The organism is Muricoccus radiodurans (genome assembly GCF_050154705.1).
In the GTDB taxonomy this organism is placed as follows: Bacteria; Pseudomonadota; Alphaproteobacteria; order Acetobacterales; family Acetobacteraceae; genus Roseomonas; species Roseomonas radiodurans.
In genome coordinates this window covers 3152738-3177890 of sequence record NZ_CP189561.1, presented here as the reverse complement: position 1 = coordinate 3177890, position 25153 = coordinate 3152738, and the positions used below count along the sequence as shown (strand labels likewise).

General features: G+C 66.3%; 16 protein-coding genes. 7 read left to right on the top strand and 9 right to left on the bottom strand.

From position 1 onward, the window contains the following. Positions 1-137 precede the first annotated feature (137 nt). From ACP6CK_RS15290 to ACP6CK_RS15275, 4 genes are all read left to right on the top strand, one after another. Positions 138-2576: a DEAD/DEAH box helicase gene (locus ACP6CK_RS15290; RefSeq protein ID WP_426954166.1), complete on the top strand. Its 2439-nt coding sequence runs from the start codon at positions 138-140 to the stop codon at positions 2574-2576. A gap of 223 nt (positions 2577-2799) precedes the next feature. Further along, positions 2800-3120: a hypothetical protein gene (locus ACP6CK_RS15285; RefSeq protein ID WP_426954165.1), complete on the top strand. Its 321-nt coding sequence runs from the start codon at positions 2800-2802 to the stop codon at positions 3118-3120. 105 nt (positions 3121-3225) lie between these two features. Beyond that, positions 3226-3474 (top strand): DUF3489 domain-containing protein, encoded by a 249-nt coding sequence (locus ACP6CK_RS15280; RefSeq protein ID WP_426959919.1) that lies wholly within the window; start codon positions 3226-3228, stop codon positions 3472-3474. Between the two features lie 938 nt (positions 3475-4412). After that, positions 4413-6221, top strand: a complete 1809-nt coding sequence (locus ACP6CK_RS15275) for a DUF262 domain-containing protein (protein WP_426954164.1) — start codon at positions 4413-4415, stop codon at positions 6219-6221. Positions 6222-6538: 317 nt separating this feature from the next. Here the strand turns inward: ACP6CK_RS15275 and ACP6CK_RS15270 are convergent, their stop codons facing one another. Continuing rightward, positions 6539-7504: a Bug family tripartite tricarboxylate transporter substrate binding protein gene (locus ACP6CK_RS15270; protein WP_426954163.1), complete on the bottom strand. Its 966-nt coding sequence runs from the start codon at positions 7502-7504 to the stop codon at positions 6539-6541. Between ACP6CK_RS15270 and ACP6CK_RS15265 the strand changes: the two genes are divergently transcribed. Beyond that, on the top strand, positions 7503-8171 hold the full coding sequence (locus tag ACP6CK_RS15265; protein ID WP_426954162.1) for a recombinase family protein: 669 nt from the start codon (positions 7503-7505) through the stop codon (positions 8169-8171). The two genes, ACP6CK_RS15270 and ACP6CK_RS15265, sit on opposite strands and share 2 nt — an antisense overlap. A 315-nt stretch (positions 8172-8486) precedes the next feature. Here the strand turns inward: ACP6CK_RS15265 and ACP6CK_RS15260 are convergent, their stop codons facing one another. The 8 genes from ACP6CK_RS15260 to ACP6CK_RS15225 form a co-directional block, all read right to left on the bottom strand. Continuing rightward, positions 8487-9215, bottom strand: a complete 729-nt coding sequence (locus ACP6CK_RS15260; RefSeq protein ID WP_426954161.1) for an MBL fold metallo-hydrolase RNA specificity domain-containing protein — start codon at positions 9213-9215, stop codon at positions 8487-8489. Further along, a complete protein-coding gene (locus ACP6CK_RS15255) occupies positions 9209-9745 on the bottom strand; it encodes an MBL fold metallo-hydrolase (RefSeq protein WP_426954160.1) in 537 nt (178 codons plus the stop codon). The genes ACP6CK_RS15260 and ACP6CK_RS15255 overlap by 7 nt, the downstream gene beginning before the upstream one ends. A 67-nt stretch (positions 9746-9812) precedes the next feature. Further along, a protein-coding gene (locus ACP6CK_RS15250) for an IS3 family transposase (protein WP_426954159.1) occupies positions 9813-10984 on the bottom strand; the annotation gives its coding sequence in 2 pieces (ribosomal slippage) (positions 9813-10717 and positions 10717-10984; 1173 coding nt in all). Positions 10985-11232: 248 nt separating this feature from the next. Next, positions 11233-14610, bottom strand: a complete 3378-nt coding sequence (locus ACP6CK_RS15245; RefSeq protein ID WP_426954158.1) for a DEAD/DEAH box helicase family protein — start codon at positions 14608-14610, stop codon at positions 11233-11235. Positions 14611-14619: 9 nt separating this feature from the next. Then, entirely contained in the window at positions 14620-15849 is a 1230-nt protein-coding gene (locus ACP6CK_RS15240) for a restriction endonuclease subunit S (protein WP_426959918.1), read from the bottom strand. After that, on the bottom strand, positions 15849-17387 hold the full coding sequence (locus ACP6CK_RS15235; protein ID WP_426954157.1) for a type I restriction-modification system subunit M: 1539 nt from the start codon (positions 17385-17387) through the stop codon (positions 15849-15851). The genes ACP6CK_RS15240 and ACP6CK_RS15235 overlap by 1 nt, the downstream gene beginning before the upstream one ends. 1581 nt (positions 17388-18968) lie before the next feature. Next, positions 18969-19187 carry a DUF3606 domain-containing protein gene (locus tag ACP6CK_RS15230; protein WP_426954156.1) on the bottom strand — a complete coding sequence of 73 codons (219 nt, stop codon included), beginning with the start codon at positions 19185-19187 and terminating at the stop codon, positions 18969-18971. Next, entirely contained in the window at positions 19184-19387 is a 204-nt protein-coding gene (locus ACP6CK_RS15225) for a DUF3606 domain-containing protein (RefSeq protein ID WP_426954155.1), read from the bottom strand. The genes ACP6CK_RS15230 and ACP6CK_RS15225 overlap by 4 nt, the downstream gene beginning before the upstream one ends. 1125 nt (positions 19388-20512) lie before the next feature. Between ACP6CK_RS15225 and ACP6CK_RS15220 the strand changes: the two genes are divergently transcribed. Together ACP6CK_RS15220 and ACP6CK_RS15215 are read left to right on the top strand one after the other, a co-directional pair. After that, on the top strand, positions 20513-24667 hold the full coding sequence (locus ACP6CK_RS15220) for a PAS domain S-box protein (protein WP_426954154.1): 4155 nt from the start codon (positions 20513-20515) through the stop codon (positions 24665-24667). Beyond that, the gene (locus ACP6CK_RS15215) at positions 24664-25047 is read left to right on the top strand and encodes a response regulator (protein WP_426954153.1); all 384 of its coding nucleotides are present in this window, start codon (positions 24664-24666) and stop codon (positions 25045-25047) included. The genes ACP6CK_RS15220 and ACP6CK_RS15215 overlap by 4 nt, the downstream gene beginning before the upstream one ends. Positions 25048-25153: the final 106 nt, after the last annotated feature.

Genomic DNA, 25153 nt, shown 5'->3' with positions numbered 1-25153 from the left:
CCGACTTCCGCGTGACACTGACTTGGACCCGTCCCACCGGCCAGCCAGTTCTCGGCGCGGATCGGATCGGCGCCTGGCTCCGCGCCGGCGGCACCGACCGCCGCCTACCCGCCACCCTCTTCGGGATTGCGGAAGCGGTGGACCGCCTCGCTGCCGTGCCGACGGACGACCTCGCCGCTCGCCTCTCCGCCATCGCAGGCCTACGCGAGGTCCTGCCCAGCGCGGAGGCCGCTGGCGCTGCCTCCGCACGCGGGATGCTTGGCCGCCTGACCGTCGTGGAAGCCGACGCATTTTCCCTCGACCTGCGCGGTGAGGGGGATGCCGCCACGCTCATTCCCATCCTGCACCGTGCCGGCGCTGGCGGCGCTATCCTGCTGCCTGATGATCGTGCCCGGGTCTTCGGCGAGGACCGCTTCCACCGTTTCGCCGAGGCCAGGCCGCTCTATTCCCTGGGCGACGACTGGGTAGTCGTGTTGGCGCCGCCGCTGCGCCGGGCGCTGGCCGCCGTGCGCCGCGTCGCCTCCGGCCCGGCCGCGAGCCGACGCGCCCTACTTGCCGCCCCCCGCGCCTTCCTGCGCGAGGAACTAGGCGACGACGTGGACGACACCGTCCTGGAGAGCGTGTTCCGCGAAACCGAGGCGTGGTCTTCCCGCGTCGTCGGCCTCGGTCTCTGGCGCAAGCGCGTGTTGCCCTGGGTCCCGCTCGCCACGACCGACTGGTTTGGCCCCGAGACCGGCGGCTCCGCTTCTGGCGCCGCCCGGCCGCGGGGCGGAATTGTGGTGGACGGCTCACCTGTTCCTCTCTCCGCCTCCGAGGCCGCTGCCCTCGCACTCCGGGTGGAAGCCGCCATCAGTCAGGGCAGGCCGGCCGTCACGGTCGAGATCGACGGAAAGCAGGTCGAACTTCCCGCCGACCACGATACTCTCGCCGCTCTACACGCCGCTGAGGTGGCGGCGATGGGACGGGAAAGCGCGCGTCCCACGTCGAAGGAGCCCGAAGAGGCGGAAGCGCTCCTCATCCGTGCGAACGAAGAGGCGCTCGATGTGGAAGGCGAAGTCGCGCGCCGCCCGGCGTCGCCTTCAGGCCTGCCTGCCCCCCTTGCCACGGTTCCAAAGCCGCATCAGGCAGAAGGGATCGCGTGGCTCCAGCGCGCCTGGACGGCGGGGCTGCCGGGCGTGCTGCTGGCCGACGACATGGGCCTCGGTAAGACGCTCCAGGGTCTAGCTTTCCTCGCCTGGCTGCGTGCGGGAATGGCTTCGGGCGCAATCCCGCGTGCGCCCGTCCTAATAGTCGCGCCAACTGGGTTGTTGGAGAACTGGCGCGCCGAGCACGACCGTCACCTCGCCGCGCCGGGTCTCGGGCGCCTGCTGCCGGCCTATGGGCGAGGCCTCGCTGAAATCCGGGACGCCGGGCCGGACGGACGGCCTGCCCTTGATGCGGGGGCGATCCGGGACGCCGATTGGGTGCTGACGACCTACGAGACCTTGCGTGACTATGACCGCGACTTTGGCCGCATCCGATTCGCCGCGCTCCTCTTCGACGAGGCGCAGAAGATCAAGACGCCGGGCATCCGCCTGACCGACGCAGCAAAGGCGATGAACGCCGACTTTCGAGTTGCACTGACCGGCACGCCTGTCGAGAACCGGCTGGCGGACCTTTGGTGCATCGTGGACGCCGTTCATCCGGGCTGCCTAGACGACCTGAAGTCCTTCTCCGCACGCTGGGAGCGGGGCGACGATCCTGGACGGCTCGCGACGCTGAAAGCGACCCTCGACCGGGGCGTGGGCGGTTTCCCACCCTTGATGCTCCGCCGCATGAAGGAGGACCGTCTCCCCGACTTGCCGCCACGCGAGGACCGAGTGGTGGCGGAGAACATGGGCGACGTCCAGCGCGCGGCATACGACGCCGCCGTGCAAACGGCGCGAGGCGACGCGCGGCCCGGCGCTGTCCTGGAGGCGCTCACTCGGCTGCGGGCCGTGTGCCTTCACCCTGACCCGGAGGGATCCGCTGACGACGCATCTTTCATTGCCACCTCAGCCCGCCTGAGGGTGGCGGCCCGCGCGCTGGACGCGATCGCAGCAGCTGGTGAGCGGGCGCTGGTCTTCCTCGACGATCTCGCGATCCAGTCACGGCTCGCGGGCGTGCTACAGCGCCGCTATCGCCTCCCCTCGACGCCGATGATCATCAGCGGCGAGGTCTCTGGGCGCGCTCGACAGGACCGGGTGGACCGCTTCCAGTCCGGCCCACCCGGCTTCGACGTCATGCTGCTCTCCCCTCGCGCCGGCGGCGTCGGCCTCACCCTCACTCGTGCCAACCACGTCATCCACCTCTCTCGCTGGTGGAATCCGGCGGTGGAAGACCAATGCACCGGTCGCGTGCTGCGGATCGGTCAGGAGCGGCCTGTTACCGTCCACATTCCAATGGCGATCCTACCCAGCGGTTCCCGTTCATTCGATGAGAACCTACACGCCTTGATGGAGCGCAAGCGCAACCTGATGCGCGACGCACTCCTGCCGCCTACGCCGACGCGGGGTGAAGAACGTGAGCTACTTGAACGCACGCTGGACTCGGCATGAGCGGAACCGTCAATTTCGAGGTCCGATCGCGGGATCGGGTAAACTCACGCAGCATCATCCGCCCTTGCCGAGCATCGAGGTAGAGGCCGATTCTGAGCAGCCAGTTGCCTTCCAGCTCTACAAGGGGTTCACGCCCGATTTGCCGGCCGGGGCGAGAGGGGGGGGTGGACCTGGAGAACATCCGGGGTGTTGGGAAGCGAGCATCTAGCAAAATGAGGCACTGATGAGCGACGAGCCTACTCATTGGGCGCAGGACCCATACTGGACCGAAGCCCTCGCGGCGTTTGGCCGCCGCAGGCGGCGCGGGTTGCGCTTTGTGACGCTGGATTTTGACGCGCTGGAGCGCACCATCGTCAATGGCGACGGCACAGCCTACCGGCTTATGGACGCGATGGTGACCGTTCGGCGGGATGAAGGCTTGGAAGGGTGCAAGGGTGCGCCTCGGCTATTGCTAGCCGCTCTGATGCGGTTGGCGGAGGTGTCGGGCACCACTGGGCGCATCCTGTCCGCGGCACGTGCTGAAGGACGTGACGGAGAACAGTGAGCTGGTCTGGGCGGCGTTTGCGCGCTTTCCTTACCGCGCTCGCCGTCAACGGAATTGCCGGGACAGGGGGGGTGAAGGCCTGGGACGCCGGCCAGGACCGCCCTAATCTGCCGGGAGCGCTGGAGGCCCTGCGCGCCGCCCTGGCCTGCCGGCACCCCACGACGCCCCCGCGAGGGCACAAAGCAGCAGGCGGTGCTGGCCCTCCTGCGCCGGCCGGAAGGCGCCACCATCGCCCAGGTGCAGGACGCGACCGGCTGGGCGCAGCACACCTGCCACAGCTTCCTGACCGGGCTGACGAAGAAAGGAATCAGCGTCACCGTCCTGGAGCGCGTTCGGCAGGTCGGGCCGGGCTAGGTGGGTGCGAAGGGCAACTATTCCATCTACCGGGTGAGCGATGCGGCTCCGGTAGAGGCCGGCTGATGGCCGCGCGCCGCCCCTCAACCCATCTCCGGTACGCCGTCGCGCTCTACCGCGTTTCTACCGGCGAGCAGGGCCACTCGGGCCTGGGACTGGAGGCTCAGCAGGCCAGCGTTCGCGCGTTCGTGGCGCGCGAGGGCTGGGTGTAGGTTCCGAGCACGAGGACATCGCCTCGGGCAAGGATGATTACCGGCCAGGGTTGCCAGAGGGGCGGTGCTGGGCGGGGACCGAGCGTGGCGGCCGCCGTCGCCGCCATCTGCTCGGTCTGCGGCGCGGGCGTGGCGGGAGAAGGCGGAGAGGGCGGCCCACCGGCTGGCGTTGGAAATTGAGGGACGCAAGGCGGAGGGTGTTGCGGGGCAGGCGGCACTGGCACGCAGTCTAAATGAGCGTGGAGTACCGACGCTAGCAGGCCGGGGTGCCTGGACGCATAAAGGCGGCGCGGATCATCGACCGGCTCAGCGCGTAGGTGCAGCCCGGCCCGTGCGAGTGTCGATGGTCCGAGTCTGATGGAGAGCTGCTCCGCTGCTCCGAAAAGGCTGCTCGGGAAGAGCGGACGTTTCTGAGAATCTCTCCAAGAGTGGGGCCGCCGGAATATGGGCCGTGGCTTCAAGGAGGGGCAAGAGACCGGAAGCCGCTGAACAAGCCGGAGCAGATGGAGGTACTGACGCGAGCAGCAAGACGGTGGTTGGGGTAATGCACGCGATCGCAGTGGCCAGCTCATAGCGGATGGCGCAATATTAGCTCCGAGCCAAGTCGAGGCTTTAGCTGGGTACTGCCTCGCTTCACTGCCTTGACCTTGTATGGGAATAATCGAGGTGCCAGAATCGGGGGGCGGGGCAATGGTAACGCAGTCGATCGAAAGTCAGGATATCGCCGTGGCAGGTGTCTTCCAGGCGTTCTACGCAGTGCCAGACTACCAGAGAGAATACGTCTGGAAGACGGAGCAGGTGGAGCAGCTGCTCAGCGATGTCCTTGGAGAGATGCCGCTCAGACCGCAGGATGGTCCACCCGCCGAGTACTTCATCGGCAGTATCGTCGTCTGCCTGAACGACTCCGGCGTGCTTGACCTGATCGATGGACAGCAACGGATGACGACACTCTTCGTAATCCTGTGTGCGATCCGGGATCGGCTACTGGCGCTTAAGGATACAGTCGAAACGCCGATCAACGCCCAACTTTCATCACAGAGTATGGATGACTGGGGCCAGTCGCGACATCGATATCGCCTTGACCTACAATACGCGGATGCTCAGGGCGTTCTCGCCAAGCTGGTTGGGAGAGAACAGATCAACGGCAAGTTCACGACGAGATCAGCGGAGAACATCGTCAATGCGCACCTGACCGCATCCCAATTTTTGGTCCGGGAATTTGGAAACGATGCGGGACGCGTGCGAGCTTTCTACGCCTACCTGATCAACCGCGTGAAGCTCATCCGGATCAAGACCGATGGAGTCGCCAAAGCTCTGAAGATCTTCGAGACCGTTAACGACCGTGGCCTCAGCCTGGACTCGATGGATCTCCTCAAGAACCTACTCTTCGTGCGGGCGAAACAGACCGAGTTCAGTAACCTGAAGAGCGTATGGGACGAACTGCAGAAGGAGCTGCGCAGATCAGGCGAAAAGCCGCTGCGGTTCCTACGCTACTTCATCTTAAGCCGCTATGCAGCCGAGCAGCTTCGCGAAGACGCTATCTACGAATGGCTCAAGAAGAACGAGGAAAAGGTTGGCTTCGGAAAAGATCCGATTGCCTTCGCAAAAGAATTGGTCAATGCGGCTAGAGCATATACTCGCTTCCTCGCTGGACGAGGTGAGGACGATCAGGCGCGTCCGGCATTAGAGTCCATGCGGATCCTCGGAGGGAGTGCCGCCAAGCAGCACCTAATACTACTGATGGCAGCAAGCCATCTACCGACCGCCCTGTTCGACCGTCTTGCGAGAGAGATAGAGAACCTGTTTTTTACATACGTGATTACGCGCGAACCAACACGCGATTTCGAGCGGGACTTTGCGCGTTGGGCCCCGGAGGTGAAGGCGGTGAAGACGGCAGAGGATCTCGACGCCCTGATCGAGAAGAGGTTCCGGCTCGCCCGCGCCGCTTTAAGCACGCGTTTCTCGGATGCGTTTGGAAGACTTGGGGCCAGAGATCTCCAGGCTTATCGGCTGCGATACTTGCTCGCGAAGCTGGCCCAGGCCGTCGAGGTGAACGCATTTGGAGAGACTGAGGGCACGCGTTGGCTGAAGAGGTACGCCGAGGGTTCGGCTTACGAGATCGAGCACATCTTCCCCGTCACGGCGAGCGCAGCATGCATCGCCCAGTTCGGCGACGATAGCGGTGCGTGGACCCAACGATTGGGGAACTTGGTGCTTGTAGAGCAAGGCATCAATTCGGCTCTCGGGAACCAGCCTTTCTCGTCGAAAAGGCCGGTGTACGCGCAGTCCCAGCTCTTGCTAACACGCTCGATCACGGACAGGCCAAAGGTGGGCGTGAACACGAAGATCAACGCAGCTGTGTCCAAGCTCGATCACTTCGCTGTCTGGACGCCCGCGGAAGTCGAGATGCGGCAAGCCCAGCTGGCAGACTTGGCGAAGGTTGTTTGGGACGTTCCTACTCCCAGCGCCACGCCGTCCCCCGTGCCGCCAGGCAGCATGCAGCCCTCGCCAACTACGCAGTTGGCCTCCAATTAACCGTTGAATCTATGGAATGTCTTCCCAGGCGAGGCGGGAAGAGGCTGAACCGGCGGCGTACCGGCTGGCGCTGGAGATTGAGCGGCTCCGGGCGGAAGGCATCATAGGGCAGGCGGCGTTGGCGCGGGCAATGAACGGGCGAGGGGTGCCAACTCCGGCAGGACGGGGCGCCTGGACGCATACGACGGTGGCGCGGGTGCTAGCGCGAACAACGGTGCTGGCCTCAAGCGACCAGCACCGGGCCGTCGGCATACCGCTGGGACAGTATTGACCGCCGGCGCCTTGCCCCCGGCTCCTTCCGGCGAATGCTGCCTCAGCTAATCCAGAGTGATGTTCGCCCGCCGGATGATGGCCTCCCATGTGCTGTACTCCGCCGCTTGGAAGCGGGTGAACTCGGCACTGCTGAGAGGGAGCGTCTGCCACCCGTCGCGCGCAAAGAATGCCTCCGACTCAGGATGGCGCAGCGCATCCGTGAGAAAAGCGTTCAGCCGCTCAAGGATTGCCGGCGGAGTCGCGGCGGGCGCGTAGGCTGCGTTCCAGACCGTCAGGGTGAGGCCTGGAACGCCGGCGTCCGCCAGAGTCGGAACATCGGCGAGCCCCGCAACGCGTTGAGGCACCGACACCCCAATTGCTCGGAGCGTGCCGCTCCGGACCAGGGGCAGCGCGGTCAGTGTCTCGGTGAAGGCGAAGTCCACCTGGCCGGAGATGAGGTCCGTCAGCGCCGCGGGAGAGGTGCGGTAGGACACATTGAGCGCCGCGATGCCGGTCTCGCCATTGAGCACCTCCGCCGCGCCACGGCTGGTCAGGCTGGCCGATGCGAAGGTCAACCGGCCCGGGTTGCGTCGCCCGGCTGCAATCAGGTCGGCGACCGTGCCGTAGGGGCTAGCGGGTCGGACCAGCAGCACGAGCGCTCCGCGGACCAGCGGCGTCAGCGGTGCAAAGTCGGCCACCGGGTCATAGGTCAGGTTTGGGATCATGAGGGGATTGCCGATCTGTGTGGTCATCCCCGTGATCATCACGGTGTAGCCATCTGCTGGCGCTGCCTTTGTGGCCATCACGCCGATGACCCCATTGCCGCCGGGCCGGTTGTCCACCACCACCGGCTGGCCCGTCGCCTCGCTGACCCGGGCCGCGACGAAGCGGGCCGTGTTGTCAGTCGCCGTACCAGCGCCGAAAGGCACGAGGAAGCGGATCGGGCGGATCGGAAAGGCCTGAGCTTCGGCGAGACGCGACAGGGCCGCCAAGGAAGCGGCGCTCATCAGCGTGCGGCGCATCACGGCCATGCCGTTCTTCCCCCCCCCCCCGGTAACGCGAGCTTGGGAGGCATCCTATTGCAAGAGAACGGGCGACAGAAAGGCTGGCGTCCGTGCCGATGTCGAGCGGGAGGGCTGGACTCTGGTGGTCGGGCACTCCGGCTTTGTCTCCGGCAAGGGCGACCGTCGACCCGGGTTCCAGGCCGCCCTGACCCGCTGCCGGCAGCTCGGGGCGGTGCTGGTGGCAGCACGGCTGGATCGGATTACCCGGCGCGCCCACACGCTCTCGGGTCTGCTGGAGGAGGGGATCTCGAACCGGGCGGCCGACATGCCCGGGGCGGACGACCTGATGATGCGGGTCTATGCCGCGATGGTGCAGAAGGAGCGGGAGCTGATCTCGGAGCGGACCCGGGCGGCGCTGGCCGCGGCACGGGCGAGGGGGCGCATGCTCGGCGGGGATCGAGGGTATCGGCCCAGCACGGGACCGGACACGGCAGCGGCGGCCAGGGCACGGCGAGACGCGGCGGAGCGGGCTGCGCATCGGCTTGTGCTGGAGGTGGACCGACTGCGCGAGGACGGCATCACCGGCCAAGCAGCGCTGGCACGGGCGCTGAATGATCGTGGTGTGCTGCCGCCCGCAGGACGGGGCGCATGGACCCATACGACGGTGGCGCGCGTCCTTTGTCGATCAGGTTGATGACCGGGGTTGGCCGGAAGTTGCATGGCCGCTTTCGAGGGCCTAGTCGTGAACAGCGGACGTGAATGAGTTTGCCAATACATGCGGCTCTGCCAAGATTGATTCGGGCTAGGCGCATCCTCTCGAGACTACCATTCGATGATCCTCGTGGGCGACGCGTCGCGCAGAGTGGCTGCTTCGATCTGGTGTCGGACAGCAAGAACTTTCGCGAAGGGTCAATCGAAGGAGATGTCGAACGCGCCGTTCCGCATCGCTTGCGAGTCCCGGATCGGCGAATGCCTTTCAATGACGCGGGTTTCCTAGGAGTAGCTCAGCCTACACAGTCCAGGGCACGCCATCCCCGCGCAGCACGACGGGCGCGAGGTCGCCGAAGAGGCCTTCGAAACGCTCGGGGTGGAAGGTGTGGACGGGCGACAGCGTCTCGGGCCGAACCGCCGCCACGAGGCGTCTCAGCGAGGGCGGGTCGGCGTGCCCGGAGGTGTGGATCACCTCCAGCGCGACCCCATGCGGCGCGAGGTCGGAGGCAAGCCGCTCGCCATGCGCGCCAAGACGCAGGTACCCTTCCCACTGCGACCAGACCGCGCGCGCGCCGGCGATGAGGGACGCGAAGCGACGGTCCTCCGTGAAGGTGCGGTTCAGGAGCACGACGTAGCGGCCCGGCCGCACGGCTATGTCCTCCGGGAAGAGCCGCCGCGCCTTTCGGACCCCGCCGATGAGGTCGAACGCGCCGTGCCTCTTCACCCAGCGCGCCTGGCGCCAGGGGAGGTAGAGGTGGACGTCGGGGAAGAGGGGGCTCGGAATACTCCGGTACCCCGTCGCCTCGAGCACCTCGGCCGCCTGGAGGTCCATCACGAGCCGCCGCCCGGACCGCTTAGCCGCGCGGTGGATGCTCACGACGCGGTCGACGTTCTGGGCGGAGGCCGCGACGAGCACGAGGCCGGGCGCCTCCCGCATGGCGCCGAGGAGCCGCTCCTCGACGTCCTCCTCCGCCGGGAAGCACTCGTAGGGGTCGAGCCGGCCGAGGGAGGATCCCTCCATCAGCATGGCGTGGACGCCCCGCGGTGGGGCGTTGACGAGGGACTCGAAGATACCGGCCTTGCGGCCGTGAGCCCGGAGGCGCCGGAGTAGAAGAGCCGGCGCCCTCCGGCCTCGACGAGAAGGGAGTAGGCGTCGAACGCCGAGTGGCAGGCGAGGTAGGGCGTGACTAGGAAGGGCCCGATCCGAATAGGTCGCCGGTGGGCGAGGTGCGCCGCGGCGCGGAACGGCGGGGCGCGGTCGAAGGGGCGCGCCGCGGCGGCCTGCATCCGCTCCGTTGCGGCGCCCGAGATGACAGGAACGCCACGGTGCACGAGCGGCAACAGTCCCCAGTGGTCGGCGTGACCGTGAGAGAGGACGACGGCGAGGAGCGAAGGGTCGGGCGCGGTCAGTCCCGCCACCCCCGGGAGGAGGTCGGGCGAGGCCTCGCCCGCGCCCAGAGGCAGTCCGAGGTCGAGGACGATGCTTACGCCGTCCTGCTCAACCTCGACCGCCGTTCCGCCGATCTGGCGCGTGCCGCGGTGGACCGTGACCCTCATCCCGGCTCCGCCGAGCGCATCGCGAGGAAGCGGTGACAAGCCCCCACGAGGTGCTCCGGGCGGGATGTTAGTGGCGCATGGGCAGGACCCTGCTGGAGCTGGAGAGGCTGTGGCCGGGTGGTAGGGTCAGGTGGTGCAGCAGGACGACCTCTGGCGCCGGCGGTTGGTAGCGCAGCGAGGAGTGTGGGCGGACGGTGTTGTAGTGGCAGCGCCATTGCTCGATCAGAACCTTGGCCTCGGCCAGCGTATTGAACATCTCCCTGTTGAGCAGCTCGTCTCGCAGCTTGCCGTTGAAGCTCTCGACATACCCGTTCTCCCACGGGCTGCCGGGCTCGATGAATGCCGTCTTCGCGCCGACACCGTTGATCCAGCTCCTCACCGCGGTGGCGGCGAACTCGGGCCCATTGTCTGAACGAACATGGCCCGGCGTGCCGCGCAGGATGAACAGGTCGGACAGCACGTCGATGACGTCGGCAGCCCTAAGCTGACGCCCGACCCGGATCGCCAGGCACTCGCGGGTGAACTCATCCACCACGTTCAGCATGCGGAACTTTCGCCCATCCCGGGTGCGGTCCTCGACGAAGTCATAAGCCCAGACCTGGTTCGGCCTCTCGGGGCGCAGCCGGATGCAGGAGCCGTCATTCAGCCACAAGCGCCCGCGCTTGGGCTGCCGGGCTGGGACCTTCAGCCCCTCACGGCGCCAGATCCGCTCCACCCTCTTGTGGTTGCAGCCCCAACCCTCGGCCCGCAGCAGGGCCGTGATCCGTCGATACCCGTAGCGCCCGTACTGCCGCGCCAGGCCAGTGATGCTCGCCGTCAGCGCCGCCTCGTCATCTGCTGCGCGCGACACCTTGCGCTGGGTCGAGCGGTGCTGCCCCAGCACCGCACAGGCTCTCCGCTCGGACACGCCGAGCTGCTGCATCACATGCCCCACTGCCGCGCGACGACGGGCGGGGCTCAGTATTTTCCCGATGCCGCTTCTTTCAGGATCACCTTGTCCAAGGTCAGGTCCGACACCGCCTTCCGGAGCCGCGCGTTCTCCCGCTCCAGCTCCTTGAGCCGCCTCACCTGGTCCAGCTTCAGGCCGCCAAACTCGGTGCGCCAGCGATAGTAGGTCTGGTCCGTCACCCCGATCGTCCGGACCGCCTCGGAAACCGTCTTGCCCTGGGCTGTCAGCACCTCAACCTGCCGCAGCTTCGCTACCATCTCCTCCGGCGTGTGCGTCCTCTTCCGACCCATTCCCCGCCTCCTCAGAACACCCGCCGGGTCACATGACCGGCGGACCGCTTCTACGGGGGAAGGTCAATAGAAGGGCTGAGCGCGGGCATGCTCCGGAAACCACACTGGCAACAGCTTAAACGTCTCGGATGCAACCCAACGCGCAGTCCGCTCCAAGAGGGAAGCTATCTCACCCAGCCCGATTTCAGCACGCAGCGCTGTGAGCCCATCCAGCGGGACCGTACGCTCGGAGTTGAAGACGCTCGGACTCATGCGACAGCTCTGTCCCGTACGTTGCTGAGGACATCAATCAGTCTGACAACCTCAGCTTCAGCGAATATCCCTTCTACCCCCTTCGCGCTGAACTTAGTGTAAGGCGCTTCGTATAGCCGCGCAGGATCAATAGCACCTGTTCGGGTCAGGTTTTCAATGATGATGTTGATGAACTCGAGCTGATTGCCGGTCAATGTCTTTCCGTGAATGAAGGTTGATAGAGCGTGTTGGGCGGCCGAGCGATCCAGCCCCACTAGGCTGCGAACAAAAAGACCAAGCCCCTCACTCTGAGTCTTCGCCTTCTCCAACTGCTCCGGTGTGCCAGTGCCGCTCTTCACCAGCATCCCTTCCAGCTCCGTCAAATCGGTTGTTGTCAAAGGCAAGTTATGGCGAAGCCGGTGTATGGCGATGTGGCTCTCGTGGGCCTGCAGGAATTGCCGCGCCTTCTCCCGAAATCTGGCGAACGCATCCGCTGAAACAAATTTTTCGAAAACGACCTCCTCGGCGTCTCCAACCTGGTCTTCGAAGTTGGTGTAGAGGATTGGCCGTTTCGCGCGCTCGATCAGGTGCACCAGGCCGCGTAGCCGGCGGCGTACCCGCTCCAACTCGGCCAAGCTGACGTCCTGCCACCAAGCTTCTGTCTGCACTTCGAGGATCAGCTCCATCTCCGCCGCAACAGCCGGAATCGCTTTGCTCTCGGCGAGCGCCGTTGCGATGCCGGTTAGCTTATCCTTGAGGGCGTCAAAGCCCGGTCGAGCCGCCACGAGGCAGAGCTGCAGGTTCAGCAGGAGCAGGTCAAACTGCTTTGCTTCGACCTTCTCGGGATCCAGTTCCGCCGGCAGGCCAGCGAGGCGGTCCGAGAGAAGATCGCGGTCGGCATGGTCCAACGCATCCCAGGCATCCGGCCTTGCGAAGATTTCGACGAGGCGCCGGTGGGGACGAACGAGGAAATTGTCAGGGTTCATCGCCGCCACCTCCGCGCGCAGGCCGTCTGCGAGGCTCCGGCGCAGATCGCCCTCGACTTCCGCCGCCGTGCCCGCCTTCAGCCGCGCATCGATCCCACCCACCACTTCCAACCGTGCCCGGAACAGCCGGGTGGACAGGCTCTCGGCCGTGCTGCCTTCCACCGTTGGAGCGTTCTGGCTGAAGAACTCCAGGTTCTGGCAGAAGTCGAAGACGAAGAAGAACTCCTTGGGCATACCAGGACCAAACAGGTCCGGGCGGAGGCGGGTACCTCGGCCGATCATCTGCCAGAACTTCGTCTTGGACCGAACGAGCTTGAAGAAGACAAGGTTCGCCACCTCCGGCACGTCGATGCCGGTGTCCAGCATGTCTACGCTAATGGCGATGTGTGGCGCCTTGGCGGGGTTGGAGAAGTCGTCGATCAGCTTCTGGGCATAGTCCACCTGGAAGTCGATGACCCGCGCGAAGCTGCCCTTGTGCTGCGGGTAGTTGACGTCGAAGCGCTGCTGGATGAACTCGGCATGGCGGTGATTCTTGGCGAAGATGATGGTCTTGCCGATCCGGTCCCCGCCCTCGACCTTCAACGCATGGGTCATGAGGTGCTGCAGCACCTTGTCCACCGTGTCCTGGTTGAAGAGCCAGCCGTTGACGGCCTCTGCCTCCACGCGGTCGGGCGGGCCGTCCTCCTCATCCCACTCCAGCTCGTCCCACCGGTCCTTTTCCTCCTCGGAGAGCTGGTCGTAGCGGATCCCCTCGCGCTGGAACTTCAGCGGCACGGAGACGGCGCGCATCGGGACGAGGTAGCCGTCCTTAACCGCCTCTTCGAGCGGGTAGGCGTCAGTCGGCATGCCCGTGTCGAGGTCGAACAGGGAGTAGGTGTTCTTGTCGATCTCGTCCTTCGGCGTCGCGGTTAGGCCCACGAGGAGGCTGTCGAACCAGCGGAAGATGGCGCGGTACCGGCGATAGATGGAGCGATGCGCCTCGTCCACGATGACCAAATCGAAATGCCCCGGGCCGAAGCGGCGGCCATTCGGCCCCGCCTCGTCGATCAGCTTCATCATGGTGGGATAGGTGGAGACGTAGACGCGCCCCTGCCCACCCTTGTCGGCCAGCAGGTTGACCGGCGCGGCCTCCGGCAGGTGCGCCTTGAAGGCGTTCACGGCCTGGTTCACCAGCGCGGTGCGGTCCGCGAGGAACAGGATGCGCTTGGCCCAGTTGGCGCGCATCAGCAGGTCGCACAGCGCAATCACGGTGCGCGTCTTGCCGGCGCCGGTGGCCATGACCACCAGCGCCTTGCGGCGGTTCTCCCGCTCGAAGGCCTCGCCGATGCGGCGGATGGCGCGGGTTTGATAGGGGCGCTCGGCGATGCTGGAGCGGATCTCGGTCTCACCCAGGGCGCGGCGGGTGGTGCGGCGCTGCACCAGCAGCTCCAGCTCCTCCCGCCGGTAGAAGCCCTGCACCTCGCGCGGGGGATGGGCGGTGTCGTCCCAGATCCAGTGCTCGTAGCCGTTGGTGGTGAAGATGATCGGGCGCTGGCCGTGCATCCGCTCCAGGCAGTCGGCGTAGAGCCTGGCCTGCTCCTGGCCCTTGGCCGGGCTGTGGCGGGTGGCCTTGGCCTCCACCACCGCCAGCGGCCGGCCATCGGCGCCCCAGAGCACATAGTCGGCGAAGCCGGTGCCGCTGGGGTTGGGCATGCCCGTGACGGGCACCTCCGCCACGCCCGGGGCGTTCGGGTCCCACCCGGCCTCGCGCAGCAGGCTGTCGATGTAGAGGTCGCGGGTCTGCGCCTCGGCGTAGTCGTGGGTGTCGGGGCGGGCGGCGTTGGCGGCGGCGGCCTTCGCCACCTCGGCGCGCAGCGCGGCCAGCTCGGCATCCAGCGAGGCGCGGGCGGCGCGCTCCTTCTCCAGCTCCTCGTCGCGGCGGCGCAGGTCCTCGGCCACCTTTCGGAGCTGCTCCAGGCTCTGGCGCGCGACAGCGACGGCGGGCGGCGGAATCTTCGCCGGGTCGAAGGCGAGGCTGTCGGGCGGCGGGGTGCCTCGCGCGTAGTGGCGGGCGAGCCAGAAGCCAATCTGGAATAGCTCGGAGAGGAGGGCGCGGGATTCGGCTTCGGCCACCGGCTTGTTGCTGTGCACGGCGCGGTTGCCGGCATCCTTCACCAGCACTGCCTTGCGATACACCGCTTCCCCCACCAGGCGGCGGAAGGAGGGCTCATGCACCAGCGCCGCCAAGTTGTCTTGCACCGGCGGGGTCAGGCGCTGCTCGGCGCGGTAGAGCCAAGCAAGCGCCAGTTCCAGGAAGCGGCGGGCGTAGAAGACACTGGCGCGTGGGTCGCCCCGCGCCGCGGCCTCGGCGCGCGCGGCGACGGTGTAGAGATCCGGCCACTCGGGTTGGAGAAAGCCGAATTGCGACATGGGGCTGCCTTACAGCTCGCCGCGGAAGGCGCGGTGTTGGAGGGAGGAAAAGAGGGAGTCATTTTGGACGGCAGCACTTTCTGCGGTCTGCCTGCTGTCGTTCAAGGCATGGAGCTGACGGCAAAACTCCTGCTGCACGGCTATTGGTGGGAGAGGAATCACCGTTTCCTTTATCAATCCCATGTTGAGCCCAGGCATCACCGCGCCGCGTGCGGTAACACCGAGTTGTCTCAGGACTGCCGGGTGCGTCAGAAAACAAGCATGCAGATAATCAGAAAGACAGACTTTGTGATCAAGTGTGATGCTGCAAAGATGCTTCGTGGTGATTGCGAGGGGAATATCATCCGGAACAATCGCAGCGCGCCCACACGTTCCCATGATGGTAACAATTACATCTCTGGGATAGACTCGGTATCTTGCAAGCTGCTTGTATTTTTCTTCTGTGATGTACCTACGTTCATCCCAGGCAAAAACATTACGAACTGCGTTGTCGATACCAAGCACCGCAACGCCCTCATCTACAAATTCAGAATGAAGCAGCTGGCTGCCGAACGGACCTGTCCTCATTGTACGAGCGATTGCGCCGATGGCGACCTGTGGCCAGGATAGCGTGTCGTTCGATCTGACGAAGCGCTCCATGAAGAGCGAAACAGCCATCTCGTCGAGTTGCGCCAGCGCCGCCTGCCGCTTCGTACGCAGCGCGTCGGCCTCATCGAGGATGGCGGCGATGCGGCGCTGGTCCTCGAGAGACGGTAGGTTCAGCGTCAGATCAAGTGTGCGGCCAAGGTCAAGGTTAGAAATGCTAGTTGTCTTGCGGCCGAAGCTGCGTAGTGTCGCTTGAATTGGATCGCTGGACAGCCAGCGATAAAGGTAGCGCGCGTGTGCTCGATGTGGGTCTGCACGCAAGACGGTTACGAAGCCACCGAAGGTTGCAGGGCTTTCGAGTGCAGGCACCCAACAGCACTTACCAACGAGATTCCAGCTATTGGCGCTTGAGATCAGGATGTCGCCTTCGCGCAGAAGCTGGTCGGCGCGCCGGGCAAACGACCTGGGAATGCCCCAGACATCCGACAAATCGAGCTTGTCCTGAACGTTCTTCGTTCGCATGCATAGAAGAGAGCCGGCTTGGCTCGCTGGCACTACATCCTCGGGCTTAAACGTGATTCCCCGAACAAAGGTGGCGATATCGCCGAGGCGGACGGAGCCGTCCAAGGCTTGTGGCGATGCCGCGTCGAACATCACGACAGCATTCCCTCCAGCCGCGCCATGCCCTCCTGAATTTCCGCCTCCAGCCTGCGCAGGTCGGCCAGGATCTCGCGCGGGCCGCGATGCGCCACCTCCGCCAGCACTACCTCCTTGTAGCGGTTGAGCGAGAGGTCATAGCCGGCGTCGGCAATATCCTCCTTCGTCACGCAGAAGCTCTGCGCTGTGCGTGCCCGGCTCCGCTCCTCCCCCGCGCGCTGGCGCCAGCGGGCCAGGGCATCGGGCAGGTTGTTCTTCGCGTGCTCGGCCGGCTCCAGCACCACCTCGGGCGCCGGGCCCAGTTTCGCCTCGGGCAGCAGCGGCGTGCGCTTGTCGTCCAGGCTCCAGCCATCGGCCTGCATGTCGTAAAACCACACCTGATCGGTGCCGCCGCTGTCCGTGCGGGTGAACAGCAGGATGCCGCAGGAGACGCCGGCATAGGGCCGGAACACGCCGGAGGGCAGGCTCACCACGCCTTCCAGCTTATGGTCCTCCACCAGCATGCGGCGCAGCTCCTTATGCGCCTTGGAGGAGCCGAACAGCACGCCATCCGGCACGATCACCGCCGCGCGCCCGCCCGGCTTCAGCAGGCGCAGGAAGAGGGCGAGGAAGAGCAGCTCCGTCTTCCGCGTCTTGACGATGGCGGTCAGGTCCTTGGCCACCGTCTCGGCGTCCAGGCTACCGGCGAAGGGTGGGTTCGCCAGCACCAGGGTGTAGCGCTCGGCATCCTGCGCATGGTCCTGCGCAAGGCTGTCACGGTAGCGCACGTCGGGGTTCTCCACCCCGTGCAGCAGCATGTTCATGCTGCCGATGCGCAGCATGGTGCTGTCGAAGTCGAAGCCGTGGAACATGTGGTGGTGGAAGTGCTCGCGCGCCGCATCCTCCAGCAGAGCCTCGGCGTGGTGCCGCTGCACATAGTCCTGCGCGGCGACGAGGAAGCCGCAGGTGCCGCTGGCCGGGTCCACGATGACGTCCTGCGACGTCGGCGCCGTCATCTCTACCATCAGCTGGATGATGTGGCGCGGCGTACGGAACTGCCCGTTCTGCCCGGCCGTCGCGATCTTGCCGAGCATGTACTCGTAGATGTCGCCCTTGGTGTCCGCCTCCTCCATCGGCACCGCCTCCAGCATGTCCACCACGCGGGAGAGCAGGGCCGGGGTCGGGATGGTAAAGCGGGCATCGCGCATGTGGTGGGAGTAGGTGGAGCCGTCGCCCCCCAGCGTGCGCAGGAAGGGGAAGACGTGCTCGCCCACTACCGCGAACATCTCCGGCGCCGCGAAGTGGCGGAAGCGGGACCAGCGCAGGTCCTCGTAGGGCCGGCCCTTGGGGTCGGTGCCCTCGGGGAAGAGGCGGCGGGCCATGAGGCGGCGCAGGCGAGCGGCCTTGCGCTCCTCCAGTGTGTGCAGCTCGTCCAGCCGGCGGATGAAGAGGAGGTAGGTGATCTGCTCGATGACTTCGAGCGGGTTGGAGATGCCGCCCGTCCAGAAGCTGTCCCAGATGCGATCGATCTGGCTGCGAAGTTCGCCCGTTAGCATCAGTTGTCAGTTCCCCCGTCGTCGCTTGAACCGGCATGCGGCTTGCACGTGAACGGGAATGGAACAGGTGGTCGGGGGCGTATCAAGGGGTTGGAGTCAGGTTTTAGGCAGGCGAGCCGAGGGTGGAAGAATGCGGTGAGGCGATCAGGGAAGGTCAAATAGTAACAATGCACTATACCTTGTCGGCCAAATTGCCCAGCTCCCAAGCTCCGGAGAAGAACTGCCCTCTGGAGAGAGAAAACCTTGCTCGTTCCGAAGTCGAACCCTCAAGCCACGCACGCAAATACCCGCGGCGCGGGGCGCAATACTGCACCACGACCACGGCAGAGAAACTTCAGCTTGTGGAAGATTGGAGCAGCGAGAGGAACCCGGCGCAAACCTTCTCTGGGACGGGGTGGGTCTGCAGGACGTGGCCACGAGCCCGTATCGCCACACCGTGTGGTTGCAAGTGCCCCTGCTTCCGCTAACTCGGTCGCCCATGCAGCGCCGTTTGCTCCTCATGGCCCTATTCAGCCTGGCAGGCTGCGCCTCTCCCCCTCCACCGCGGGCGCGGAGTAGCGCCGCCCGCCCACGGGTGCGCCGGCGGACCGTGAACACGACCCCCGCCGCTGCCCCCGATCAGCCCGTCCCGCCTCCCGCAGCCAGCTCGGCTCCAGGGACGACAGAGGGCGGGTTGGGAGGCCGGCGCTGGCAATAGCGGCCGGCGCTGTCGCAAATATCGCCGCCATCGGCACTCGCCATCTAGGCCGGACCTTGAGCCCAAGCGGCCAGTTCGTGATAGTTGGTCAGCAATTTCCGAGTGCTGAACCGCACGACGGGAAGGAGGGGGTCAACGCCAATGAGCATCGTGTGCCCGGCCTCGGGCGAGATGACGACCGAGACCAGGAAACGGTACCTCGCGCAGCTTGGAGAGGCGCTGTTCGGCCAGGACTGGATCGGCCCGCTCGCATCTGCGGCGGGGGTGGATCTTCCGACGATGCGGAGTTGGGCCTCTCCTTACGCACTTGGCCCTAATGCTCAGAGCCTTGATGAGCTGCGAGCCCGAACGGCATCTCGCATCAGTAGTCGCCTGACTGAACTGCGGTCCTGGGAGATCCTCCTCACGGAGGAAGCGAAGGCGCAGGCTGGACGTGAGGCGTCCCCGGCGGCCTTGGACCAGCATCTATTCGGCGACTGAACAGATGGCCTGCGAGTTGGGATCTCGGGGGGCCTCCCCCCTCCAATGAACGGCGGTCGGCGTGCTCGTCTCAAGTTCGTCCAATGGGCAGCTTTCGCCATCTACGGTGAGGAGTGGCCAGCGATCCTGGCCCGGCAACTCGGTGTCGGGCCGGTCTCGACGCATCGCTGGGCTGCTGGCATCGCATCGCCCAACCCGGAACGGGCAGAAGAGGTGATGCAGCTGCTCGAAGTGCATCGGCCAGATCTGTTGAGCGAGGCGGAGCACCGTAGGGGAAGAGGCGGTCTCCGGACGCTGTAGAGCGCGGCGCTTCCCCGCAGCATCGGCAGCACCGCCGCGGCGGACATGCCTGGCCGCTCCGGGATAACGGGTCTGCACCTGGAGCCCTGACAGGCTGCCGGGCACTATTGCTTCTGATCGGTGTCGGGGACGATCAGAAGGCAATGGGCTACATCGCCAACCCTTGCCCCCGTCTTCGAGACCGCAGCCACAAGCTCGTGCGGCGGTATCCCAAACCGCCCCGCCCATAGGGCGAGGCTGTTTGGATCAAAGCAGTTGATGCGAGCGTCGAGAGCAGTCGTCTGACCCTGCTCCGCGGCCGGCCTCGGCGAGCTATGTCTCACGCCTGACGTGCTTCCAGCGTCGGCTGGCGCTTCAGCAGGAATGCCACGGCGCCAGGCCGCGGGCCCGCAGTTTGAACAGCGATAGCGAGATCCAGCTCGGACAGGCCAAAGGCCCGAGACCAGTGTCGCACGCTGTATGGGTCACGCAAGTCGATCCTCTGATCATCGATCCGCGCAGATTCGGGCTTGTCGAGCAGCATTTTGCGCCTCCCTCCAAGGGACTGCGCGTCTATCTCCCGTCGTTCTGGGTGGCATTATCCCGGGTTAAGAACCGGGAATTTCGAACTGAACGGCGTCCGGGCTTTGCTGTGCCTGGATCAAGAAGTCGCATTCGGTCGACCTAAGCTGTAAGCGGGCTGAAAGGTTGAACCCTCAGACTTTGGCGTCGGTCCGGGGACGTGCTGTGCCAGCCAGTCAGGAAAGCGTTCGGGAGGCCGAGCGCCTCGTCGCTGAGGCGGACGCTCGTGTCGTGGCCCAACGGGCCGTGGTTGAACGACTGGAACGGGACGGGCCGACCTGGTTGGTACCCGCAGCTCGCACGATCCTCGCGGACCTTCGCTCCTCCGCGATGCAACGAGCCGAGGACCTAGCGCGGCTCTGCTCTGGATTCACCGTCTGGGCAGGTCTGATCTCCCCACTGATAGTCTGAGCGGGTTGGCAGGCGTCTCTGGGGCGGTGCCTGGGCCTCGTTGTAAGGGGAGCGGCCCCATGGGGAACGAGCTTGCGGGAGCCGCCTACCGGACCCACCCAGGCGACGAGCCTTGAACAGGAGCGGCGGGCGGAATTGCGGCGGCAAACGGAGGTCTTCATGGCGAAGCCCAATTTGGCGCGCCTGACCTTCCTGCCTCTCGGCTCGGCAGTGGTCTTTCGCGAGCTGCACCGGTTTGTGCAATGCGGTGCCGGATGCCGGCTTGGCATTGTCCAAAGCCTGGACTGAACCGGATGGGAGCGTGGTATGGACGCGTCGGAATGGTTGAATACGTAGCTATTCGGGTCCCCCGTCGCGCTGACCGCCTGGGCCTATCTTCCCGGCCACCGGCCGGGTTGAGGCGGTCGTTCAGCCGGCATTGCCGCCGCTCCTCCGCCCACAAGGGTTAGTGCCGACGTTGGAATACCTGAGGAATCCAGGCCGGCCCTGGAGGCTGGCGATGCCAAGCCTCCTGGGACCGTAAGAGCCCGGTCCTCGCCGGCGGGCTTTGTCGTTCAGGAGGACACGGCCGGTGGCCCATCGCAGGTGTTGACTAACCTACCCTATGTCAGACCGTTTCTTCGAAATGCCCGAGCCAACGAATGAAACTTCAGCTTGGCCGCCCAGCGACGGCGAGATGGCCGGGCGCGTCCGCGCGTTCGAGTGGGATGCGACCCCACTCGGGCGGGTTGAGGGCTGGCCGCAGCCCTTGCGGACCGCCGTGGAGCTGATGCTGGCGTCGCCAATGCTGGCGACCTTGGTGGTAGGGCCGGAACGGGTATTCCTCTACAACGACGAGGCGGCGCGGCATTACGGCGAGAGGCACCCGGGCGCGCTCGGATGTCCTCTGGCCAAGGCGTTCGCGCGTGAGTTCCACGCCGTCGCGGCCTTCTACGACCAAGTGTTCGCCGGCGAGAGCCTGCACGTACAAGCTCAGCCACTTGACCCGGCCGGGGATGGCACGGGGGAGGTGTTCGAGGCTTCCTTATTGCCGGTACGTGATGCCGGCGGGACCGTCATCGCGGCCTCCATGACAGGCTTCGCGGTCGGGGAGCGGGTGAGAGCAGATGCGGCCCTGCGCGAGAGTGAGGAGCGCCAGCGCTTCCTACTCTCGCTGAGCGACGCGCTCCGACCGCTTGCCGACGCGGCGGAGATCCAGGCCACCACGACCCGACTTCTCGGAGCGTATCTGGGTGTCGACCGCGCGATGTATGCGGAGGTGACGGGTGATCGCGGCGCAGAGGCAGGGGTGATCCGTGGCCAGTTTTTCCGGCCGGCGGCGCCGGGGCGGCCTGCACCCGCCCCGTTCCCGGATCACTTCACTTACGAGACCTTCGGCGCGCACGTGATGGCGAGACGCTATAGCGGCGAGGGCCTTGCCGTCGCAGACGTGAATGCCGACCCGGGGTTCGACGCAGCAGAGCGCGCGGCATGGGCCAGGGTCGGTGTTCAGGCGGCGATCGTCACGCCACTGGTCAAGGGTGGTCGACTGGTCGCCGAACTCGGCGTTCACTCTGAGACGCCGCGCACATGGACGGACGCCGAGGTCTCGCTGGTGCGCGAGGCCGGCGAACGCACTTGGGCCGCAGCAGAGCGCGCCCGCGCCGAGGCAGCGCTAAGGACAAGCGAAAGACGCTATCACAGCCTCTTTCACTCGATGGACGAAGCCTACGCCGTCGTCGAGGTCCTGAAAGACAGGGCAGGCACCTGGGCGGACTTCCGCTTCCTGGAGGTCAACCCCGCCTTCATGGCGCACACCTCCATGCCCTACCCCGTGGGCCGGACCGCGACGGAGCTGCTCGGCACCCCGAACCCGCGCTGGACGCAGATGTATGGTCAGGTGCTCGACACCGGCCGGCCGATACGGGTGAAGGAATCCGAGCCGACGCTCGGGCGCACCTTCGACCTCAACATCTTCCCCCTCGATCGCGAGCGGAACCGCGTGGCGGTGCTGTTCACGAACATCACGGAGCGGGTGCGCACCGAGGCGGCGCTGCGGGTGAGCGAGGAGCGCCTTCGCCTGGCCTTGGATGCCGCGGAGATGGGCAGCTTCGTCTGGTATCCCGAGGAGGACCGGGCCGAGCCGGACCAACGGATGGAAGCGCTCTTCGGCCCCGAGGGCGCGCGGAACTTCAGGGTCGCACTCTCCACCCTCGTCCATCCTGACGACCGGGACCGCTACGCCTCGGCGGTGTCGCGCGCGCTGGACCCGGCGGGCAACGGCGTTCTGCGGGAGGAGGTTCGGGTGGTCCGGCCGGAGGGTAGGGAGTGCTGGCTCGCGGTCGCGGGCCAGACCCGCTTCGGCACGGGGCGGCGCCGGGTGACGCGCATGGCTGGCATCGTGCGCGACATCACTGAGCGCAAGCTGGCCGAAGCCTCGCTGCGGGAGAGTGAGGTACACAACGCGTTCCTCGTCCGCTTCTCCGACGCGGTCCGCGGGCTGTCCGACCCCCGGGCCGTCGCGGAAGCCGCCTGCCGGCTCGTGGCCGAGCAACTCGGGACCGAGCGTGCCTACTGGGCGGAGGTGGATTGGGCCAGCCGCGAGTACGTCATCGGGGCCGCGTTCCACGTGCCGGGCGTCCCGGTGATCGAGGGGCGCTTCCCCCTCGACGCATGGGAGCCCTTCACGTCATTGCACCTCTCCGGCCGGCCCGTCGTGGTGAGCGACACGCGGACGGACCCGCGCATCCCGCCGGCGATGAGGGAGGGCTATGCGCGGATCGCGGTCGGCGCGGACCTGGCCGTCCCGGTCCTGGTCAACGGGACGCTGCGCTGCACCCTGGCGGTGAACGGGCGGGCGTCGCGCCCCTGGACGCCGGAGGAGGTCGCGCTCGTCCAGGGCATCGCCGGACGCTGCTGGGCGGAGGTGGAGCGCGCCCGGGCAGAGGCCGCGTTGTGGGAGGCGGCGGAGCGCCAAGCCTTCCTTCTCGCGCTTGGCGACGCCATGCGCGCCGAGCCGAGCGCCGGCGGAAAGATCGAGACTGCCGCTCGCCACCTCGGAGAGCGACTTAGAGCCTCGCGGGTGCTGTGGGCGGAGTACGACTGGCAGAAAGGTCTCGCCCACATCTTCAGCGGATGGTTCGCGGACGGCGCCCAACCGTTCCCAACTGTCATGCAGCTGAAGGATTACGACGGGGAGGTGCTGAACGATCTCCGGGCCGGCCGAACCGTGCGGGTCGACCATGTCGGCCTCCTGGTCGCGGAGCCGGCTTATGCCGCCATCGCGGCTGTCGGCGTACAGGCACTGCTGAGCGTGCCGCTGCTCGTCGGCGGCAGGCTGGTGGTGAACGTGAGCATCCACCAGCATGAACCCCGCCGCTGGTCCGATGGCGACGTCGCACTCGTGCAGGATGTTGCCGAACGGCTATGGGCAGAGGTCGCGCGGGCCCGCACAGAGGCAGCCCTGGCCGCGAGCGAGGAGCGGTTCCGGGCCTTTGCGGAGCACTCGGCGGACACGATCTGGATCGCGAGCGGCGACGGAACGCGGCTGGAGTATCTCTCGCCCGCCTTCGAGCGGATGTTTGGGGAGGACCGCGCGGCGGTCATGGCGAATCTCGGACGCTGGGCGGAGCTTCTGCATCCTGACGACCGAGAGGCGGCGATGCGGGCCATGCCACGCACCCTCGCGGGCGAGATGGCCATCGTCCACTACCGGGTGGTCCGCCCATCCGACGGCCGCCTCGTGCACCTGCGTGACACGGGGTTCCCGATCCGAGACGGGACCGGGGCGGTCGTCCGGGTCGCGGGTATCGTGCAGGACGTGTCCGACATGATCGCCGCGCGGGAGGCGCTGGAGGCGGAGAAGGAGCGGTTCCAGACGCTCGCCGAGGGCATACCCCCGCTGGTCTGGCGCTCGTTGGACCAGGGGCGGTGGGCCTGGGCCTCACCGCAGTGGCAGGACTACACGGGGCAGGGCCAGGAGGAGAGCCACGGACTAGGCTGGCTTGACGCCGTACATCCCGAGGACCGGGAACAGACAATGGCGGCATGGCACGAGGCGCGGCTGCAGGGGCGGCTGGAAGTGGAGCACCGGGTGTGGCACGCCTTGGACGGCGCGTGGCGCTGGCACCAGACACGCTCCCTGCCCGTGCGCAACGGACCGACGACCGAGCAGCCGGAGGGCCAAATCGTGGAGTGGCTCGGCACAACGGCGGACATCGAGAACCTGAAGCGGCTCCAAAGTCATCAGGCCGTGCTGGTCGCGGAGCTCCAACACAGAACTCGGAATCTGCTGGCAGTGGTGCGCAACGTCGCGCGCCGGTCCATTCCACCCTCGCGAGGGCGCGACGAGTACGATGATCGCCTGGCGACCCTCGGGCGAGTGCAGGGCTTCCTGACGCGCTCAGCGGCCTGGTCCGTGTCGCTGGAAGAACTGGTACAAGCCGAGCTGACGTCCGTCGGGAATGGCCGATCGGCCAAGGTCACGGTGTCCGGGCCAGCCGTGCAACTGCCTGGCGATAAGGTGGAGACGGTCGCCCTGGCACTGCACGAGTTGGCGACGAATGCCATGAAGTACGGGGCCCTAGCGCGGGATAAGGCGCGTCTGGCCGTCAAGTGGCACGTGGAGCAGAAGGGCAGCGGTGGAGACCGCCTCGTGCTCGAATGGCGGGAGAGTGGGGTGGAGATGCCGCAGGGCCCTCCATCACGCCGAGGCTACGGAAGCGAGCTGATCGAGCGTGCGTTACCTTACCAGCTCAAGGCGGAGACGCGGCGGGAGTTCACCCCTGACGGGGTGCACTGCATAATTAGTTTGCCGCTGGAGGCGGTGCGGCTGCTGGAGGACCCAGCATGAGCGGCGTAGCACGGAGCAGCCTCCACGGCTGCCGCATCCTCGTAGTGGAAGACGAGTACTTCCTGGCGGACGAGTTAGCGCAAGCTCTGCAAGAGGACGGTGCCGAGGTGCTCGGACCAGTCGCCCGGGTCGCTGATGCCCTGCCCCTGATCCGCGACGAGGAGCAGATCGACGGCGCTCTGCTGGACGTGAACTTGGCCGGCGAAATGGTCTGGCCGGCGGTGGAGGCACTGCTGGCGCGCAGCGTGCCGATCATGTTGGCGACGGGGTACGACGACAAGTCCATCCCGCCGGTCTATGCCCATCTGCCGCGAGTGGAGAAGCCGCTGGAGTTGCGCGCCCTTCTGCGTACGCTCCGGCATGAGTTGCGCCCGGACTAGGAGCAACCCGCCCCACCCCGTTGCGGCACAGCCCCAAGCCCGATCGGGACACTTCGTGGTCCAGTAGTAGCAGGAGCCGGCCGTCCGGTGCCCCTGGGCGGGCGGT

Bases quoted from the DNA above. Each gene is read 5' to 3' on its own strand.
- ACP6CK_RS15285 (WP_426954165.1), top strand. From the start codon at position 2,800: ATGAGCGACGAGCCTACTCATTGGGCGCAGGACCCATACTGGACCGAA.
- ACP6CK_RS15255 (WP_426954160.1), bottom strand. From the start codon at position 9,745: ATGAGGGTCACGGTCCACCGCGGCACGCGCCAGATCGGCGGAACGGCG.
- ACP6CK_RS15220 (WP_426954154.1), top strand. From the start codon at position 20,513: ATGGCCGGGCGCGTCCGCGCGTTCGAGTGGGATGCGACCCCACTCGGG.
- ACP6CK_RS15270 (WP_426954163.1), bottom strand. From the start codon at position 7,504: ATGGCCGTGATGCGCCGCACGCTGATGAGCGCCGCTTCCTTGGCGGCC.
- ACP6CK_RS15225 (WP_426954155.1), bottom strand. From the start codon at position 19,387: ATGCTGCTCGACAAGCCCGAATCTGCGCGGATCGATGATCAGAGGATC.
- ACP6CK_RS15260 (WP_426954161.1), bottom strand. From the start codon at position 9,215: ATGCTGATGGAGGGATCCTCCCTCGGCCGGCTCGACCCCTACGAGTGC.
- ACP6CK_RS15215 (WP_426954153.1), top strand. From the start codon at position 24,664: ATGAGCGGCGTAGCACGGAGCAGCCTCCACGGCTGCCGCATCCTCGTA.
- ACP6CK_RS15245 (WP_426954158.1), bottom strand. From the start codon at position 14,610: ATGTCGCAATTCGGCTTTCTCCAACCCGAGTGGCCGGATCTCTACACC.
- ACP6CK_RS15240 (WP_426959918.1), bottom strand. From the start codon at position 15,849: ATGTTCGACGCGGCATCGCCACAAGCCTTGGACGGCTCCGTCCGCCTC.
- ACP6CK_RS15235 (WP_426954157.1), bottom strand. From the start codon at position 17,387: ATGCTAACGGGCGAACTTCGCAGCCAGATCGATCGCATCTGGGACAGC.
- ACP6CK_RS15265 (WP_426954162.1), top strand. From the start codon at position 7,503: ATGCCGTTCTTCCCCCCCCCCCCGGTAACGCGAGCTTGGGAGGCATCC.